Origin of the sequence: Geomonas agri (assembly GCF_020179605.1) — a bacterium.
Taxonomy (GTDB): Bacteria; Desulfobacterota; Desulfuromonadia; order Geobacterales; family Geobacteraceae; genus Geomonas; species Geomonas agri.
The window spans coordinates 640,722-659,008 of record NZ_JAINZO010000002.1 but is presented as its reverse complement, the minus strand read 5'-3'; the positions used below and the strand labels follow the sequence as shown (position 1 = coordinate 659,008).

The following is an 18,287-nucleotide window of genomic DNA, read 5'->3' as shown; positions in this document are numbered from 1 at the left end:
TCTTTATCTGCCTTTTAGAGCCTCATCGGCATGATGACCGCCAGGAACTCCTCGCCGCCCGCTGCCTTCATTATGACCGGTGAGAGCTCGTCCTTGAGTTTCAGCTCCACCTCACGCTGCTCCATGACCGAAAGGACGTCGATCAGGTACTTGGCGTTGAAACGGGCCGAGATACCGTTGCCGTCGTAATCGATCTCGATCTCCTCGCGCGCCTCGCCCAGTTCCGGGTTGCTGGAGGAAATGATCACCAGCTCCGGGTTGACGTCGATCTTGACCCCCTTGAACTTCTCGGAAGAGAGGATCGACATCCTTTTCAGGGAGTGGAGGAACTTGTCGCGGTTGATCTGGACGATGCGGTCGTTGGCAACCGGGATGACCTTGGTGTAGTCCGGGAATTCGCCGTCGATGAGGCGCATCACCACCACGGTGTTCCCCTTCTTGATGACGGCGCTGTTGTCCATAAAGCCCAGCATGATCTCGCCGTCCTCTTCCTCCACCATCTTCTTCAACTCGAAGATGCCTTTTCTCGGGAAGATGACGCCTTTGGAAAGCTCGGCGGTGATGTTGCCGTTGATCTCTTTTTGGGCGACGGAGAGGCGGTGACCGTCGGTTGCCACCATCTTGAGGACGTTGGTGCCGTTTTCGTCGAACGCCTTGATGAAGATACCATTCAGGTTGTACTTGGTCTCGTCGTAGCAGATGGCATAGGAGGTCTTCTCGATCATGTCAGCCAGGATCTCGTTTTTGAAGACCAGGAAGCTCTCCTCCTTCACCTTGGGGAAGTAGGGGAATTCTTCCGAGGAGAGACCGACGATGTTGAAGCGGGCCTTGCCACAGGTGATCTCGACCCAGTCGTTGTCCTTGGTGGTGAAGAGAATTTCCTCGTCCGGCATCTCCTTGACGATCTCGTAGAGTTTCTTGGCCGAGACGGTGATCTTGCCTTCGCGGATCACGGTGGTCGGGTAGGAGCTCTTCATGCCAACCTCTAGATCGGTGGCGGTGATGAAGAGCTGGTCGTTCTGAACCTCCAGCAGTGCGTTGGAGAGAATGGGCATGGTGTTACGCTTTTCTACGATACCCTGGATTCTCTGGAGGGCTTTCATAAAAATCTCTTTGCTGATTCTGAATTCCATGTCTCTCTCCGGTTCTAGTTTTATTATGTTTTATATAAAGATTGTAGTAGTAGATAGTGTCCTGTTGATACTGTGGACAACCCTGTTTACCCTTTGAAACTGCTGAACTTTTGGCTCTGGAAACCTGGCGGGATAATCCGTCCAGTTATGTTCATTTCTGCACAGCTTTTTTTGACAGGGCCTCAGACAGGCAGTTTCTCCACAGTTATCCCCACTATGTGAACAGCCTTTTCTTGATATCTTCCACAGTCGCCTTCAGGTCAGCGTCGGCCGCCAACTGCTTCTCTATTTTCTTTACCGAGTGGATGATGGTCGAGTGGTCCTTGCCGCCGAATTTCTCGCCGATCTCCGGGTAGGACGCCTTGGTCAGTTCCCGGCATATATATATGGCGATCTGACGCGGCACCACCAGTGTCTTGATGCGCTTGTCCGACTTGAGCTCGGATAGCTTGATGCGGAAATGGTCGGCGACCATCTTCTGGATCATCTCAACGCTGATGTCGCGGGTCTTCTCGACGATGATGTCCTTCATCACCTCGCGTGCCATGGACAGGGTGATCTCTTTACCAGTCAGGCTCGCAAAGGCCTCCAGGCGGATCAGCATCCCTTCCAGTTCGCGGATGTTGCTGGTGGCGCCCTCGGCAAGGAACAGCGCCACGTCGTCGGGGAGGTTTACCGCGTGCATGTCGGACTTCTTCTTGAGAATGGCGACCTTGGTCTCCACACCCGGCGGCTGGATGTCCGCGATCAGGCCCCACTCGAAACGCGATCTCAGGCGCTCTTCGAGGCCCGGGATGTCCTTGGGGAATTTGTCCGAGGTGACCACGATCTGTTTGTGGGACTCGTAGAGCGCGTTGAAGGTGTGGAAGAATTCCTCCTGGGTCGCCTCTTTTCCGGCCATGAACTGGATGTCGTCGATGAGCAGCAGGTCCATCTTCCTGAACTTGTTGCGGAACTCATCCATCTTCTTGTAGCGGAGCGAGTTGATCATCTCGTTCATGAACTTTTCGGACGAGTAGTAGCAGATCTTCGCCCTGGGGTTCTTAGCCAGGATCTGGTTGCCGATTGCGTTAACCAGGTGCGTCTTGCCCAAACCCACGCCCCCGTAAATAAAGAGCGGGTTGTAGTTGGAGGCCGGCTTGTTGGCCACCGCCTGGGACGCCGCATAGGCGAACTGGTTGCTCGGCCCGGACACGAAGGACTCGAAGGTGTACTTGGGGTTGAGGTTAGGGACTAGTTCGGGCTTTTTGTCCTTCTCCTTTTCCTTGTCCTTTTCCCCTTCCTTCTCTTTCTCCTTCTCCTTGCCTTTTGCTTTCGGCTCCTTGTCCGCCTTGGGCTCGGTCAGCTCGGGCTTCGCTTCGGCGACGTGGAACTCGATGTGGTAGGTCTTTGAGGTGATCGCGGAGAGTACTTCCTTGATCATGGCGAGGTACTTGTCAGTAACCCATTTCTGAAAGAACGAACTCGGTACTTCGAGGACTACGGTGTCTGCGGTGGCGCCAAGAAACTTAAGCGGCTCTATCCAGGTCGTGTAAGTCTGCTCAGTTAATACTTGTTTAAGATTTGCCTGGGCTTCCAGCCAAATATTTTCCATGGAGAGAGGCCTTTTTTTCACTGTTTTTAAACAGCTTTATCAACAACTGTTGATAATAGATAAGTTACACGATTTCAGAGGCTTATCGAATTTTGAACAGAATAAGCCGATGTTAAGAAAATTGGCGTGTCACACTACCATGTCAGCCCCTTTTTTTGCAAGGCAAAACTTGGCTTTAAAGAAACACCTTGACAAGAATTGGCCTTTATGTTTAAGTTCGACACTTGCCTTTAAAAGCATTGTTACCCTAAGACTTAAGGAGCAGATAAAGATGAAAAGAACTTACCAGCCCAGCAATACTTCCAGGAAAAGGACCCACGGTTTCCTCGTGCGTATGGCCACCAAGAACGGCCGTCTCGTTATCAAGAGGAGAAGGGCTAAAGGCCGCAAGCGTCTCTCCGTAGGCATTGCCACCAAGTAATCTCCTTTTTGTCCTGCTCGGATTTTCCCAAGGCTGAACGCCTGCGCAGGCGCCCCGAATTCCTGCAGTTCAACGACGGTGCGTCGAAGATGCACACGCCGCACTTTCTGCTGCTCTGGAAGGTTAAAGACGGGTGCGCCACACGGGTAGGGTTTACCGTTAGCAAGAAGGTAGGGAACGCCGTAGTCAGAAACAGCATCAAGAGAAGACTGCGGGAGTTTTACAGGCAGAACAAGCCTCTTTTCATCTCGGCCGATTTCAATATCGTTGCCAAGAAAGGAGCTGACTTGCTTGACTTTCACCAGATCTCAACCGAGCTCGCAGCCGCCTTCGGGCGGCTGCGTAAAAAACATGGTCACTAGCACACTCAAAGGCCTGATCGTTCTCTACCAGAGATTCATCTCTCCGCTCAAGGCCCCATCCTGCCGTTTTTACCCTACCTGTTCGCATTACTCCTTACAAGCATTGGAAAAATACGGCCCTCTCAAAGGGTTGTGGCTGACGGCTGCGCGCATACTTAAGTGTCATCCGTTTCACCCGGGCGGTTACGATCCGGTCAAATAGTCCTTCCAGGAGATTGAAATGGAAAAACGTACTATCGTAGCGATACTGCTCTCCATCGGAGTAATGTACGCTTATTCTTTTATCTTCCCGCCCGCGAAGCAGGTTCCGCCCACAGGTAGCGCCAAGCAGGGCGCAGTGAGTTCCGCTACGGTAGCCTTTGCACCGCAGGCAGCACCGGCCGCCGCTACCGGAGCTCCGACCGCTCCCGTTGCCGTGCCGGCAGCACCCGCCGGGGCCGCCCGCGACATCACCGTCGACACCGAACTCTACAGCGCCGTCTTCTCTACCCAGGGTGCCGGCCTGAAGAAGTTTGTGCTGAAGAAGTACAAAGATGTTGCAGGGCCGAAAGGGCAGGACATCGTCCTGATCAACGAGACTGCTGCCAGCAGGTTCAACCTGCTCAGCGACTCCCGTGAACTGGGTCTTAACCCGACCGCACTGTACAATGTCACCGGCGGCGACCTCAAACTCACCGGTACCAACAAGGGAACCCTCGAGTTCACCACGACCACGCCGCAGGGGATCGTGTTCAAGAAGACTTTTACCTTCTCCGGCAACGCCTATCGTATCGGCCTCACCGAGCAGGTGCAGAATGGCGGTTCCGCACAGGTTGCCGCACCGGTACATCTGCTGCAGACCTCCCGCGTGATCGATCAGAAGGCAGGCGGCGGCCGTTACGAGGTGTATGGTCCCTCAACCCTCACCGACAATGCCGTCAAGAGCGAGAAGCTGGACAGCCTGCTCAAGACTCCGGTGCAGTTTGACAAGAACATCGTCTGGTCTGCCTTCGCCGACAAGTACTTCATGGAGAGCGTTATCGCCGAGAAGGGGAGCATCGCACAGGTGCGCCTGTCCCGTCCCTCCGTTGACGCCAACCTGAGGGATATCGCCTCCCCGATCGTCACTGTGGCCCCCGGCCAGAGCGCAGCTGTCAGCTACGCCCTGTACTACGGTCCGAAGGATCTCGACATCCTCAAAGCCCAGGGGAGCAGGCTGGAAGAGGTCATCGACTATGGCTGGTTCGCCGCCATCGCTAAGCCGCTGGTGGTGTTCCTGAAGTTCCTCTACAAGTACACCGGCAACTACGGTATTGCCATCATCATCATCACCTGCATCCTGAAGCTCGTGTTCTTCCCGCTCACGCACAAGAGCTACAAGTCCATGAAGGACATGCAGAAGCTGCAGCCGAAGATGAACGAGCTGAAGGAGAAGTACAAGAACGACCGCGATGCCATGAACCGCGCCGTGATGGAACTGTACAAGACCCACAAGGTTAACCCGCTGGGCGGCTGCCTGCCCATGATTGTTCAGATCCCGGTATTCTTCGGTCTGTACCGGTCACTCATGTACTCCATCGAGCTGAGGCACGCGCCTTTCTACCTCTGGATCACCGATCTTTCTGCCAAGGACCCATACTACGTGACCCCGCTCATCATGGGCGCCACCATGTTCATCCAGCAGAAGATGACCCCGACCAACATGGACCCGGTCCAAGCCAAGATGATGCTGATGCTGCCGGTTGTCTTCACCTTTATGTTCCTGAACTTCCCGTCCGGCCTCGTTATCTACTGGCTGGTCAACAACGTGCTGACCATCGCACAGCAGATGTACATCAACAAGTCGGTAGCCGACTGACCGAGAGTGGATCAAAGCAATGTATGTACGCGACACAATCGCAGCAATAAGCACAGCGGTAGGTGAGGGGGGAATCGGGATCGTAAGGATCAGCGGCCCTGCCTCCCTGCCCATCGCAAGCAGCATCTTCAGAGCAAAGTCGAACGGTGGCCTAAAAAGCCACCGTTTTTCTTATGGTGACGTGGTCAATCCGGGGAACGGCGACCTGGTCGATGAGGCCATGGTGGTCTATATGAAAGGCCCCAACTCCTACACCTGCGAGGATGTAGTCGAGATTCAATGCCACGGCGGCACCCTGGTGGTGTCGCGTATCCTGTCGCTGACCTTGGAACAAGGGGCGCGTCTTGCCGAACCGGGTGAGTTTACCAAGCGTGCCTTCCTGAACGGCAGGATAGATCTGGTGCAGGCCGAGGCGGTCATGGACGTCATCTCCAGCCGTACCGACGCGTCGCTTGCTCTGGCCCAACACCAGCGCGAGGGACTTCTCTCCAAGCGCATCTCTACCGTCAAAGAAGGGATCGTCTATGCCCTGGCCTATGTTGAGGCGCTTATCGATTTTCCCGAGGATGATGTCGATGTTGTGGTAGAGACCGATGTGCTCGGCAAGGTGGCCCCCGCTCTTGCAGAACTGGATGCCCTGATCGAGGGATTCGACGAGGGTAGGGTACTGCGCGAGGGTGTGTCGGTGGTCATTGCCGGCAAGCCCAACGTGGGCAAGTCGAGCCTTTTGAACACGCTTTTGAAGGACAAGCGGGCCATTGTTACCTCCGTCCCTGGCACCACGCGGGATTTGATCGAGGAAGTGGTCAACATCAATGGTCTGCCGGTGAAGCTGTTAGACACAGCCGGGATTCGAGAGTCCGAGGACCAAGTCGAACAGGAGGGCGTTCGTCTGTCACTGGACCGTATCCCGAAGGCGGACCTGGTTCTTTTTGTGATCGACGGCGCCACCGAGTTCGGCGAGGACGATATTGCGATCCTTCAGGCCATCGGCAGCAAAAGCTATATCGTGGTCCGAAACAAAGCCGATCTCCCCGTCAGCGCCGTGCTGCCCGATTCCTGTTCCGGTCCTGTTGTCGCCATCTCAACCTTCACCGGTGCTGGTGTTCCTGAGTTGCGCGACGCCATCACCAACGCCTTCATGCACGGGCACGCGATCGACGGGCGCGAGTTCGTCGCGGTCTCTAAGGCTCGGCATAGGGATGCTCTTCTTAAGGCGCGAGCATCGCTGCAATCCTTCGTGGACAATCTGGAGGCCGGGGTTAATATGGAACTCTTGCCGGTGGACCTGCGTGACGCTCTCGATGCTGTGGGTGAAGTCACCGGTGAAACGACCGCAGACGACGTGTTGGACAGGATCTTCTCAAGCTTCTGTATCGGAAAGTAGGGGGTAATCATTCGCCCGCAAAGCATGTCAGTCTCAATGTTTCACGTGAAACAATTCTGTTTTCGACTGTTTTGTCGAGGCGTTGTGGTGCTCGACTGATTGCATTGGGGTGGCTGCGTTTCCTGTCGTGAATCGAATATCGCTCTTGCCATCGGAACCTTGGAGCATCGGAGCGTAGTTTCCCGATATGTAACTTGTAACTCGCTGCAGATGATTGGTACATAGCGGCTGAGAAGTTGCGAATCACGATGGATAAGTTGTCAATCGCGGTTTAGGATGTATGAATCGCGAGAGATAAGTTGTACATCGCGGTTCAGGACTTTTGACCTGCGAGTAAATAAGTCGTACATCGCGGTTGAGAATTTATAAACTGCGATGGATAAGTTGTAAATCGCGGCTGAGAAGTTATGAACTGCGATGGATAAGTTGTGAATCGTGGCTGAAAAGTTATGAACCGCGATGCAGAAGTTGTATATCGCAATTGAGAACTTGTGAACCACGATAGATGAGTTGTACATCGGGGTTAAGAACTTATGGACCGCGATGGATACGTTGTACATTGCTCGATAGCTGCTGATCTGTCTGAGGCACCACCCTCACCCGGCCTTCGGCCACCCTCACCCTGATGGCGAGGGTAGGGCGAATAGTTATTCGCCCCTACAGTGGATATGTTCGTTCGTGTTGGTTCAGGTAGCGGGTGGGGGTACCTTTTGGCTCGGCCTTTCTGGTTTAATAGGTGAGGCACGGAGGCGTTGCTCAACTCTGTTGCGCCCTGTAGATGTTTTCTATGTAACGTATTGAACCTTAGTCTCTTTTATGTGATGTTCCACGTGGAACACCGCCTGGGGCGGTGCCCGGATGCAGCGACCCTTGGTTCGCCCCACCTCCTAAGCTCTAACTACAGCTTTTGATACAAACGGAGTACGGCTTGATAGTTTATGACAAGAAATATGACGTGATCGTGGTCGGGGCCGGCCATGCCGGGTGTGAAGCTGCACTCGCCGCTGCCCGCATGGGAAGCTCGACCCTTATGCTTACCATCAACCTCGACGCCATCGCCCTGATGTCCTGCAACCCGGCCATCGGCGGTTTGGCAAAGGGCCACCTGGTCAAGGAAATCGATGCACTCGGCGGCGAGATGGGGCGCAACATAGATGCGACCGGTATCCAGTTCCGCGTACTGAACACCAAGAAGGGGCCGGCGGTTCGCGCCTCCCGTGCCCAGGCGGATAAGCAGTTATACCGCCTGCGCATGAAGCACGTGATGGAACAGCAGGACGACCTGGACCTGAAGCAGGTTGAGGTGACGGGTCTGGTCATCGAAGGTGGCGAGGTGGCAGGTGTGGATACCCGTGGCGGCGTCCGCTTTATGGGCAAGACAGTTGTCCTCACTACCGGCACCTTCATGCGCGGCCTCATCCATATCGGCCTGGTCAATTACCCGGGCGGCAGGGCAGGGGATCTGCCTTCCATTGGCCTTTCCGACGGCCTCAAGGATTATGGTTTCGACGTCGGCCGTCTCAAGACCGGTACGCCTGCCCGCCTGGATGGCAGAACGATCGACTTCGACAGGCTTGAAAAACAGTACGGCGACGAGAACCCGATCCCGTTCTCGTTCTCGACTGAGCGCATCGAGCAGCCGCAGGTGCCCTGTCACATCGCCTATACCAACCCCAAGTCCCACGATATCATCCGTAGCGGCCTGGATCGCTCGCCGCTGTATGCCGGCATCATCGAAGGCATCGGCCCGCGCTACTGCCCGTCCATCGAGGACAAGGTGGTGCGCTTCCCCGAGAAGAATCGCCATCAAACCTTCATTGAGCCGGAAGGCCGGGAGACCGTCGAGGTGTACCCGAGCGGCATGTCCACCTCGCTTCCCATCGATATCCAGTGGGCTTTCTACCGGAGCATCGAGGGGCTTGAGCGGGTCGAGATCATGCGTCCGGCCTACGCCATCGAGTATGACTACGTCAATCCGATCCAGCTGCACGCCTCTCTGGAGACCAAGCTGGTGCGCAACCTCTATCATGCCGGCCAGATCAATGGCACTTCGGGTTACGAGGAGGCGGCGGCACAAGGACTCATGGCCGGTATCAACGCCGCCCTCAGGGTACAGGACAAAGACCCGCTGGTGCTTGGGCGCAGCGAAGCTTACATCGGCGTGATGATCGACGACCTGGTTACCCTGGGCACCAAGGAGCCGTACCGCATGTTCACCTCGCGCGCCGAATACCGCTTGCTGCTGCGCGAAGACAACGCCGACCTTCGATTGAGGGAGAAGGGACACGAAATCGGACTGGTGAAGGAGGAGGTCTATAGCTCCTTCCTTGCCAAAAAGGAACTGATCGAATCCGAGTTGGCGCGCCTCTCCAAGGAACGACTTGCTCCGTCGGCTGCCGGTGAAGAACTGCTGGAGGAATGGGGCCTGGCCGGAATGCAGAACGCGATCAGCTACGAGCAGTTGCTGCGGCGTCCCGAGTTCACCTGCCAGGACCTCTCTAGGATCTATCCCGCCATCATGGATCTGCCGGAGCAGGTGCGTGAACAGCTCGAGATCCAGATCAAGTACCAGGGCTATATTCAGCGTCAGCTGGAACAGGTAGACCGCTCCGCGCGGCTTGAGAGCACCAAGATCCCTGATGACATGGATTACGGGACTATCTCTGGCCTTTCCACCGAGGTGCGCGAGAAGCTGGCGCGCTTCCGTCCCGACACCCTGGGCCAGGCGTCCCGCATCCCCGGCATCACTCCTGCTGGTATCACAATTCTGTCCATCGCACTGAAGGCGAGGTCCGGCCGATGAACCAGCGCGCCAAGGATCTCCTGAAAAAGGGTGCAGGCGAGCTAGGTCTCGAGCTGACTCCGGCCCAGCTGAACGCCCTGGACCTCTTCGCGGAAGAGTTGAAGAAATGGAACCGGAAGATCAACCTCACCGCCATAACCGATGACGAAGGTATCGCTGTTAAGCACCTGGTGGATTCGTTGAGCCTGCTCAAAGTAGTGCGTGGGCCTGGATCCATGCTCGATATCGGCTCTGGGGGTGGCTTTCCGGGCATTCCGGTAAAACTGGTGCAACTGGATCTGGAGATCGTGTCGGTTGATGCTGTGGTGAAAAAAATCAGCTTTCAGAAACAGGCGGTGCGTCTGCTGAACTTGGTCGGGTTCGATGCAGTGCATGTCCGCGCCGAGACATTGGCCGCGCAGTACGCCGGTCATTTTGATTGGGTTGTCTCCCGCGCCTTTTCGGATATCCCTTCCTTCGTCGCAATGGCTCTCCCTGTTCTGAAGAACGGAGGACGCATCGTTGCCATGAAAGGGAAGAACGCAGCAGAGGAAGTGGTCGCCGCCGGAGGTGAGCTGGAAAAACTTGGCGCACGGGTCGAGTCGGTGCACGATTTCACTCTTCCCTGCTCCGGTGACGCCAGATCGTTGGTCGTCATCTCTAAAAAATGATTAGACTAGTTTAATATTTTATATAACGAGCAAGAAGGGCTCTAGAAGCGGTTTTGGCGGTCGAAGTAGGTGCTTGGTTGTGGCGGCACGAGAACGGCGGTTTTAGGGTATAAAATGACAGCCTAATTTTTGTGCAATTTCCTCCCAAAAAACTTGTTTAGCTCTCTTCTCGCTCTGACGTGATACGACACGCTTGCCTCGCCCTCTCACGAAGAAGAGGGGTAGGGGGGACGGTGATGATCGGTGCAGGATCCCGGAGTGTTTCCCCCACCTCGCGGTCGGGATCGCAAGAGACAGTCCACCACCTCGCGTCCAGGAGAGGGACGGGGATTAGGGCTCCTTCCACTTTAGGTGAGAGATCTGTAAGAAATCCAAGTGCAGGCCGCGGGGGCTCGTTAGGTCCGCCTTTCTGAAACCGTGTTAACAAGCAGACAACCCCCGCAATTCTCCGGTCCTGACGCGGGAATAGTGATGAGCATTACTTTGACTTTTTGTCTCTTTATATGTTAGAAATAAAAACTTTTTTTGTTTACGATGACACTGGCTCAAGGTCATTACGGACCGGTAGTCAAAAGTCGTTACAAAAGTTCCCGCTTCCAGGGTTGGGACCATCCGGTCCAAGAGTAGCGGGCGCGAAGCTTTCGTGTCCGCCGTTGCGACAATCGAAACACCACTAGCCATTCACATAGCTCTAACAGGAGGTAGACCATGTTTCACGGAAGTATCGTTGCCATCGTGACCCCGTTCAACAATCACGCGGTGGACGAAGAAAAACTGCGGGAACTCGTTGAGTTCCAGATCGAAAACGGCACCGATGCCATCGTGCCTTGCGGCACCACCGGTGAGTCCTCCACCCTCAGCTACGAGGAGCACGACCGGGTCATCCAGATCGTGGTAGAGCAGGTCAACAAGAGGGTTCCGGTTATCGCCGGCACCGGTTCCAATTCCACTCACGAGGCCATCGAAATCACCAAGCACGCCAAGGAACTGGGCGCAGACGGTGCACTGCTGGTCACTCCGTACTACAACAAGCCGTCCCAGGAAGGCCTCTACCGCCACTACATGGCGGTTGCTGACGCGGTTGCACTGCCGCAGATCCTCTACAACGTACCGGGCCGCACCGGGGTCAACCTGATGCCGGAAACCGTGGCGCGCCTTGCCGAGCACAAGAACATCGTTGCCATCAAGGAGGCCACCGGTTCGCTGCAGCAGGCTTCCGAGGTGCTGGCGCTGTGCGGCGACAAGCTCGACGTTCTCTCCGGCGACGACTTCATCACCCTGCCGATTATGGCAGCCGGTGGCAAGGGGGTCATCTCGGTGACCGCCAACATCATGCCCAAGGAAGTCGCATCGCTGGTTGACGCCTTCAACGCCGGCAACATGGAGGAGGCGAGGAGGCTGCACCTGTACCTCCTGAAGATCTCCAACGCGATGTTCATCGAGAGCAACCCGGTGCCGGTGAAGACAGCCGTATCCCTCATGGGCAAGTGCAGCGACGAAGTCCGCCTGCCGCTGGCCCCGCTCATGGAGGCCAACAAGGCGAAGCTCGTGGCCATCATGAAGGAATACAAGCTGATTTAAAGAATGGAGAAACCAATGGTTAAAATAGCAGTTTGCGGGGCAGCCGGCCGCATGGGTGGCCGCATCATCGCTGCCATCAAGGAGTCCGAAGGCGTGGAACTCTCCGGCGCCCTGGAGCGCCCGGGCCACCCAATGGTGGGACAGGATGCCGGTTACAACGCGGGGCTGGGCGCCATCGGCGTCCTTATCAGCGACGACTTGAACGCAACCGTCCAGGGCTGCGACGTCCTGATCGACTTCACCGCGCCGAAGGTCTCCCTGAAAAACCTTGAAGTCTGCGCTCTTTACAAAAAATCCATCGTCATCGGCTCCACCGGTTTCACCCCGGAAGAGCGTGCCCTGGCGGCGGAGCTTGCACGCGAGATCCCGGTTATCATCGCCCCCAACATGTCGGTAGGCGTCAATGTCTGCTTCAAGGTACTGGCTGACGTGGCCAAGATCCTGGGCGAGGACTTCGACGTCGAGATCGTCGAGGCGCACCACCGCTTGAAGAAGGACTCCCCCTCCGGGACCGCGGTCAGGATGGGCGAAGTCGTGGCCAACGCGCTGGGACGCGACTACAACAAGGTCGCCAATTACCACCGCGAGGGGATCTGCGGCGAGCGCACCCATGACGAGATCGGCATGCAGACCGTGCGCGGCGGCGACATCGTCGGCGAGCACACCGTCTACTTCATCGGTATGGGCGAGCGCATCGAGCTTACCCACCGCGCCCATACCCGCGACATGTTCTCCCGCGGCTCCGTGCGCGCCGCAAAATGGGTCGTGACTGCCAAGCCGGGCGTGTGGGACATGCAGGACGTGCTCGGACTGAGATAAGTGATTCAGGTGGCCCGATGGCCGCCGTAGAGTTTAATTCTGGAGGAAATACGTGGCAAAGATAAACGATAACTACCTGAAACTCAAAGCAGGTTACCTCTTCCCGGAGATCGGGCGCCGCGTGCGCGCCTTCGCCGCCGCCAACCCGGAGGCGAAGGTGATCCGCCTCGGCATCGGCGACGTGACCCGTCCCCTGGCCACGGCCGTCATCAAGGCGTTCCACGAAGCCGTTGACGACCTGGCCACCGTCGATAACTTCGCTGGCTACGGTCCGGAGCAGGGCTACGACTGGCTCATCAACGCTATCATCGAGAAGTCGTACAAGCCGCTCGGCGTCGACCTGAAGACCGAGGAGATGTTCATCTCCGACGGCTCCAAGTGCGACTGCGCCAACATCCTGGATATTTTTGCGCTGGACAACGTGGTGGCGATCGGCGACCCGGTCTACCCGGTGTACAACGACACCAACGTGATGATCGGCCGCACCGGCGACGCTGACGAGAAAGGTTACTACAAGGGAATTGTGTACCTTCCCTGTACCGAGGAAAACGGCTTCATCCCGGCGCTTCCGACCGGTAAAGTCGACATCATCTACCTCTGCTTCCCCAACAACCCGACCGGCACCGTAGCCAGCAAGGCGGAGCTGAAGAAATGGGTCGATTACGCCCTCGCCAACGACGCTGTCATCTTCTATGACGCCGCCTATGAAGCGTTCATCACCGATCCGAGCATCCCGCATTCCATCTACGAGGTGGAAGGGGCCAAGAAGTGCGCCATCGAGTTCCGTTCTTTCTCCAAGACCGCCGGCTTCACCGGCGTCCGTTGCGGCCTCGTGGTCGTGCCGGAAGAGGTGATGGGGACCACCGAGAGCGGTGAGAAGTACTCCTTCAACAAGCTCTGGCTGCGTCGCACCACCACCAAGTTCAACGGCGCCTCCTATCCGGTGCAGAAGGCCGCTGCCGCGGTTTACTCCGAGGAAGGGTGGAAGCAGAACAAAGAGATCATCGACTACTACATGGAGAACGCCCGCATCATCCGCGAAGGCCTTGCGGCAGCCGGCCTGACTGTGTATGGCGGCGTCAACGCTCCCTACATCTGGCTCAAGACCCCGAACGGGCTTTCATCCTGGGACTTCTTCGATAAGCTCCTCAACGAGTGCAACGTGGTGGGTACCCCGGGCAGCGGCTTCGGGCCCGCCGGCGAGGGGTACTTCCGCCTCTCCGCCTTCGGCAACCGCGACAACGTCATCGAGGCGGTTGAGAGGATCAAGAAGAACCTCAAGTAGCAAAGGACATGCAGGTAACAAAAAGGCGGCTCCCGATCGGGAGCCGCCTTTTTTCGTTCAACCTTGGTTTTTCACCCCGGCCCTCTCCCGGGGGGAGAGGGGACGTGGGGCGTGGGTCCGTGCTGTGACATGAGGCTTACCCTTGCGCCTTGAGCATCCTGGTCAGCTCGCGGCAGAAGGCGGGCAGGTCGTCGGGTTTGCGGGAGGTGATCAGGTTGCCGTCGACCAGCACCTCGATGTCCTGGTACTGCGCGCCGGCATCGCGCAGTTCCGGGGCCACCGACTCGTAACAGGTGGCCTTGCGCCCCTTGAGCAGCCCGGCCGAGATGAGGATCTGAGGGCCGTGGCAGATGGCGGCCACCGGTTTCTCCGACGACATAAAGGCCCGGGCAATTTCCTGCACTTCCGGGATGTTACGGATAGCCGCCGGCGCCTTCCCACCCGGAAGCACCAGGATAGCGTAATCGGCAGGGTTGATGTCAGAAAAACGCCTGTCCACCGGCACCTCATAGCCGTGTTTGCCATGGATGGAGCCGGTATTTTCCGATGCCACCACGACTGAGAAGCCCACTTCACGCAGCCGGTAAAGGGGAACCAGCAATTCAGTATCTTCGAAGTTATCCGCGCTCAAAATCAGTGCTTTCATGATGCCTCCGCTCTCACAAGTTAATTAGGCATGTGCCGGTCTCGGCAGGCATGCCGAAATGTCCCAAGATCAACGGACACAGTTTATCATGCGCCCGATAATTGGCATTGTGAAGAGTAAAAAAAACTAATGATTAGGAAGGGGCATCATTTTTAACAGGCAGGGGAAGATGAGGTGGCAGGGAGGGGAAGGGGGGAGTAGTTACCTCAACACGGTGTAGCCATGCTTGGGGTCCCAGCGGTATCCCTTGCCGCTCCAGATTGCTTCGATGGTCTTCCAGTCGAGACCGAGTCCCTTCATCTCTTCGCAGATGTAATAGGCGGGCATGATCTCGTCGTCATCGATGCGGCCGTCACCGTTGCTGTCGGCCCAGTGGTAGGCGCCTATGTGGATGGAACCGCTGCCGCCGATAGCTTCGGTGCGGTTCGTGGTGGTGGCACTGTGCACGACAATTTCACCCTTGAGCGTAGCATCCCTGCCCGAGGTGAAGGTGGCGGGAACCTGCAGCGTGAAGGACACCGTTACAGGGGTACCGGCGCTGGGAACCAGCCACTTCAGTTCAGAGTCGGCGGAGGAGGTGGAGGGGAGGGAACTGACCAGGTGAGCGCCTGCGGGCAGCTTTTCCCTTAAGATGAATCCGAAGGGGGTCGAAGGCTGGCGTGCGACCTTGATCTGCACCGGGAACGGTACGCCCGGCGCAGCGAAGCGAGGGGTCCAGCGGATGGCGCTTGTGGGGGCGGGAGGCTGCCTTACCAGGAAAAACAGGAGCAAGCCGAGGAGCAGTGCGATAACCACGGCAACAGCCACGATAGCGCGTTTGGCTGGGGGATTTGCAGGCTGAGGCGAGGCCTCCGCCGGTTCGGGAAGTTCCTGGCGCAGGATCTCGTCAAGCGCAACCTCGAGGGCGTCAGCCAGTTTCTGGGCATTGTCACGTTTGATAGAGGGGTAGCGGTTGTTTTCCCAGCGCGAGATGGTGTCGGTAGTTACCCCTACCACGCTGGCCACGTACAACTGGGTCAGCTTCTTAGCCTCCCGTACGTTCCTGATCCGGGTGCCGTCGATGGCGACGCTGGGCAGGGGGACCTTCTCGTTCTTGTCGTTGCTTTCAACCATTACAGCGCTCTCCGCAGCGTGAAAAGGGGGCATTCCCGGGCTGGAACGACCCGACATAGCCTGTGTAGGACCCGACATCGGGTCGAATTGCTATAGATGTCGATACCGGGGCGGCGGACCAGATGCTATTTTTACCACAGTTCGGCAGTAAAAAACTCAAAAAGAAAAAAGGAGCAGACCATGAAAAAGGTAGTCATCGCAGCAGCCCTCGTCGTTTTCGGTGCCGGAGCCGCCTTCGCCGCCGATGTCATCACCCTGCCGGCTAAAAACGGCAACATCACCTTCAACCACAAGAAACACCAGGAGGTGTTGAAGGACTGTAAGGCGTGCCACGAGAAGGGACCGGGCAAGATCGAAGGCTTCGGCAAGGACTGGGCGCACAAGACCTGCAAAGGGTGCCACAGCGACAAGGGCGCCGGCCCCACCAAGTGTGCCGATTGCCACAAGAAGTAGTCAGCAGGAACTCTGCGAGCTGTTCCACAACAGGGACGGCGCTAGGCGGCTCTCCTAAGGAGGCCGCCTTTTTAGTTTCGCCGGTGGATGTAAGCTCACGGCCCTTGCTGCAGCCTCACCTAAAAATCCCCCCTGGCCCCCCCTTTTGCATAGGGGGGACGTTGTGCCAACTTACTCCCTCATGGGACCACACACCCGAGCATGCCGGCGCGCCAAGGAAGGGGGATAGGACATGTCATGCTATCCGGCGAGGGGGCTGAGAAGCGGCTCCCGGTATTACTGCGCAAACAGCTCGTCGATCGCGTCGAAATCAAGACGCTCATCGGCCAGAGAACGGATCAGGGCGAGTTTCTCGGTGTCCTTGGCGGTCAGCTTGGAAACGTCCTCGGTGATGAGTTTGTAGAGGTCGGTAGTGGTCTGGTTGGTACGGAAATAGGGAATGTTGCTGCGGTCGATGATGCGCTGAGTGATGCCACTGACCGGTGCCTGGCCCGAGATGACCAAACCGGCGATCTGCTGATGGAATTCGGGCATCTGGTACAGGTTGGCCAGGGTGACCAGCAATTCGTCGCGGCTGCTGGTCACCAGCAAAAGCGAGGAATCGCGCAACATCTCGGTGACCCGCTGGGTCGAGGCTGCCCCTATCTGCACGTGATGGATGATGCGCTTCACCTCGCGGCGGTTGCCGTGTAGCGGGAGGTCGAGCAGGCGCGCCACCCGGCCCAAAGATGGATTGGCCAGTACCGGTTTGTAATCGAACCCACCGAGAACGGAAAATGGCTGTCCCGCAAAGGCACGGGTCAGGTAATCCAGCATGGTGTCGCGTTTTTCGGTGAACAGCTTGTTCACCAGGACCCCGCGCACATCGGCACACTCCAGCTTGAAAAGCGCCGTATTCATGGCCAGGGTATCGATGACGTTGCCCACGCCCCCTCCGCTCAGCATCAGGACCGGTGCCCCCAGCATCTTGGCGATGCGCGCGTTGGACAGGTTCAGTACCGAGCCGACGCCGGGGTGGCCGGAACCCTCGATGACAATGAAGTCGCAGTGCTTCTCCAGCTCTGCATAGCTGGTCATGATGCGATCGGCGAGCTCGGGGAGGTTCAGTTCGCCGTCGATGGCTTGGCGGGAGGTTTCCGGGTAGACCACCACCGGCGACATGTAGCGCAAGTCCTTGATCAGGCCGTAAACCTGCGCCATCAGCGCGGCGTCTTTGTCCACCGGGATGCCACGCAAAACGGTGGGTTTGGGCCCGAGGGGCTTCATGAAGCCGACCCGCCCGTACTTTTTCTGGGCCAGGTGCAGCAGCGACACGCTGATGGTGGTTTTACCGATGTTCTGACCTGAAGCCGCAACGAAAATCTTCCTGGCCAAGTTTGCCTCCGCTATACCTCATTAGCATAGTGTAAACGCGATGCCCATGATGGTATCGAAGGGACGGCTTGTCAAGTTCAAAGGGGGGCGGGGTGATTGCGGAACAGGAAAAGTCGAGGTATCTTAAGCGGGTGTTAATGCTAGGGGGTGGCCATGGATGACGACGATCTCAGCAAGCGGCTCTTTCATTACACCGAGGCGGAGGAGTTTGCCAACCGGTGGACCCACGGTGTGGGGTTCATGCTCAGCGCGGCAGGGTCAGCGGCCCTGATCAACCTCGCGGTGAGTATCGGCGAGATGGCGCGCATCGTCTCAACCTCCGTCTATGCCGGGGCCATGCTCCTCTTCTACGCGGTTTCCACCATCTACCACAGCGTGAGAAGGCCGCGCCTGCGTTACCTGTTCCGTATCCTGGACCATGCCTGCGTCTACTTTATGATCGCCGGGACCTACACCCCCTTCGCCATGGTTACCCTGCGCGGAGCGTCGGGGTACTGGCTGTTGATCACGGTGTGGGGACTGGGAAGCGTAGGCGCCTTCATGAAACTGTACACCACGCACCGGCTCCCCTACCTCGGGCCGATGCTCTACCTGGGGCTCGGTTGGCTGGTGCTCCTGGTCATCAAGCCGCTCGCAGCCTCCCTTGCCTTGAACGGGCTGCTGCTGCTCTTTGCCGGCGGTGCCGCCTACACCCTCGGAGTCCTGTTCTACCTCTGGGACCGCCTTCCTTACAACCACGCCATCTGGCACGTGTTCGTGCTGGTTGGCAGTGCCTTCCACTTCCTTGCAATTTTCTGGTACGTGACGCCCTACGGGCGGTAACAGGCAG

Annotated in this window: 17 protein-coding genes; 12 read left to right on the top strand and 5 right to left on the bottom strand. The window is 57.2% G+C overall.

Going from position 1 to position 18,287, the window contains the following annotated elements; translation table 11 throughout:
- Positions 1-14 precede the first annotated feature (14 nt).
- Together dnaN and dnaA are read right to left on the bottom strand one after the other, a co-directional pair.
- Entirely contained in the window at positions 15-1,133 is a 1,119-nt protein-coding gene (dnaN, locus tag K7R21_RS14385) for a DNA polymerase III subunit beta (RefSeq protein ID WP_224983982.1), read from the bottom strand.
- 214 nt (positions 1,134-1,347) lie between these two features.
- Positions 1,348-2,727: a chromosomal replication initiator protein DnaA gene (dnaA, locus tag K7R21_RS14380; protein ID WP_224983981.1), complete on the bottom strand. Its 1,380-nt coding sequence runs from the start codon at positions 2,725-2,727 to the stop codon at positions 1,348-1,350.
- Between the two features lie 271 nt (positions 2,728-2,998).
- Here dnaA and rpmH point away from each other — a divergent pair, with 271 nt between their 5' ends.
- From rpmH to K7R21_RS14330, 10 genes are all read left to right on the top strand, one after another.
- The gene (gene rpmH, locus K7R21_RS14375; protein ID WP_183344104.1) at positions 2,999-3,148 is read left to right on the top strand and encodes a 50S ribosomal protein L34; all 150 of its coding nucleotides are present in this window, start codon (positions 2,999-3,001) and stop codon (positions 3,146-3,148) included.
- An 8-nt stretch (positions 3,149-3,156) separates the two neighbouring features.
- The gene (gene rnpA / locus K7R21_RS14370; protein ID WP_183344102.1) at positions 3,157-3,510 is read left to right on the top strand and encodes a ribonuclease P protein component; all 354 of its coding nucleotides are present in this window, start codon (positions 3,157-3,159) and stop codon (positions 3,508-3,510) included.
- Positions 3,500-3,712 (top strand): membrane protein insertion efficiency factor YidD, encoded by a 213-nt coding sequence (gene yidD, locus K7R21_RS14365; protein WP_216508942.1) that lies wholly within the window; start codon positions 3,500-3,502, stop codon positions 3,710-3,712. Before rnpA ends, yidD begins: the two co-directional genes overlap by 11 nt.
- 18 nt (positions 3,713-3,730) lie before the next feature.
- A complete protein-coding gene (gene yidC / locus K7R21_RS14360; protein ID WP_224983980.1) occupies positions 3,731-5,347 on the top strand; it encodes a membrane protein insertase YidC in 1,617 nt (538 codons plus the stop codon).
- A gap of 19 nt (positions 5,348-5,366) precedes the next feature.
- Positions 5,367-6,734 (top strand): tRNA uridine-5-carboxymethylaminomethyl(34) synthesis GTPase MnmE, encoded by a 1,368-nt coding sequence (gene mnmE, locus K7R21_RS14355; protein ID WP_224983979.1) that lies wholly within the window; start codon positions 5,367-5,369, stop codon positions 6,732-6,734.
- A gap of 928 nt (positions 6,735-7,662) precedes the next feature.
- Positions 7,663-9,537, top strand: a complete 1,875-nt coding sequence (mnmG, locus tag K7R21_RS14350; protein WP_224983978.1) for a tRNA uridine-5-carboxymethylaminomethyl(34) synthesis enzyme MnmG — start codon at positions 7,663-7,665, stop codon at positions 9,535-9,537.
- Positions 9,534-10,187, top strand: coding sequence for a 16S rRNA (guanine(527)-N(7))-methyltransferase RsmG (gene rsmG / locus K7R21_RS14345; protein ID WP_224983977.1), 654 nt, complete (start codon positions 9,534-9,536; stop codon positions 10,185-10,187). Before mnmG ends, rsmG begins: the two co-directional genes overlap by 4 nt.
- Positions 10,188-10,895: 708 nt before the next feature.
- The gene (dapA, locus tag K7R21_RS14340; RefSeq protein WP_224983976.1) at positions 10,896-11,768 is read left to right on the top strand and encodes a 4-hydroxy-tetrahydrodipicolinate synthase; all 873 of its coding nucleotides are present in this window, start codon (positions 10,896-10,898) and stop codon (positions 11,766-11,768) included.
- Between the two features lie 15 nt (positions 11,769-11,783).
- Entirely contained in the window at positions 11,784-12,587 is an 804-nt protein-coding gene (dapB, locus tag K7R21_RS14335) for a 4-hydroxy-tetrahydrodipicolinate reductase (RefSeq protein WP_183344088.1), read from the top strand.
- A gap of 52 nt (positions 12,588-12,639) precedes the next feature.
- A complete protein-coding gene (locus K7R21_RS14330) occupies positions 12,640-13,872 on the top strand; it encodes an LL-diaminopimelate aminotransferase (protein ID WP_224983975.1) in 1,233 nt (410 codons plus the stop codon).
- A 136-nt stretch (positions 13,873-14,008) separates the two neighbouring features.
- Here K7R21_RS14330 and K7R21_RS14325 read toward each other — a convergent pair whose 3' ends face one another.
- Entirely contained in the window at positions 14,009-14,518 is a 510-nt protein-coding gene (locus tag K7R21_RS14325; protein ID WP_224983974.1) for a type 1 glutamine amidotransferase domain-containing protein, read from the bottom strand.
- A 201-nt stretch (positions 14,519-14,719) separates the two neighbouring features.
- Positions 14,720-15,631: a helix-turn-helix domain-containing protein gene (locus tag K7R21_RS14320; protein WP_224983973.1), complete on the bottom strand. Its 912-nt coding sequence runs from the start codon at positions 15,629-15,631 to the stop codon at positions 14,720-14,722.
- A 180-nt stretch (positions 15,632-15,811) separates the two neighbouring features.
- Between K7R21_RS14320 and K7R21_RS14315 the strand changes: the two genes are divergently transcribed.
- Positions 15,812-16,084, top strand: a complete 273-nt coding sequence (locus tag K7R21_RS14315) for a cytochrome c7 (protein ID WP_224983972.1) — start codon at positions 15,812-15,814, stop codon at positions 16,082-16,084.
- A 276-nt stretch (positions 16,085-16,360) separates the two neighbouring features.
- Here the strand turns inward: K7R21_RS14315 and K7R21_RS14310 are convergent, their stop codons facing one another.
- Positions 16,361-17,458, bottom strand: coding sequence for a phosphotransacetylase family protein (locus K7R21_RS14310; protein WP_224983971.1), 1,098 nt, complete (start codon positions 17,456-17,458; stop codon positions 16,361-16,363).
- Between the two features lie 153 nt (positions 17,459-17,611).
- On the opposite strand from K7R21_RS14310, the gene trhA reads away from it, so the two are divergent.
- On the top strand, positions 17,612-18,280 hold the full coding sequence (gene trhA / locus K7R21_RS14305) for a PAQR family membrane homeostasis protein TrhA (RefSeq protein ID WP_224983970.1): 669 nt from the start codon (positions 17,612-17,614) through the stop codon (positions 18,278-18,280).
- The last annotated feature ends 7 nt before the right edge of the window (positions 18,281-18,287 follow it).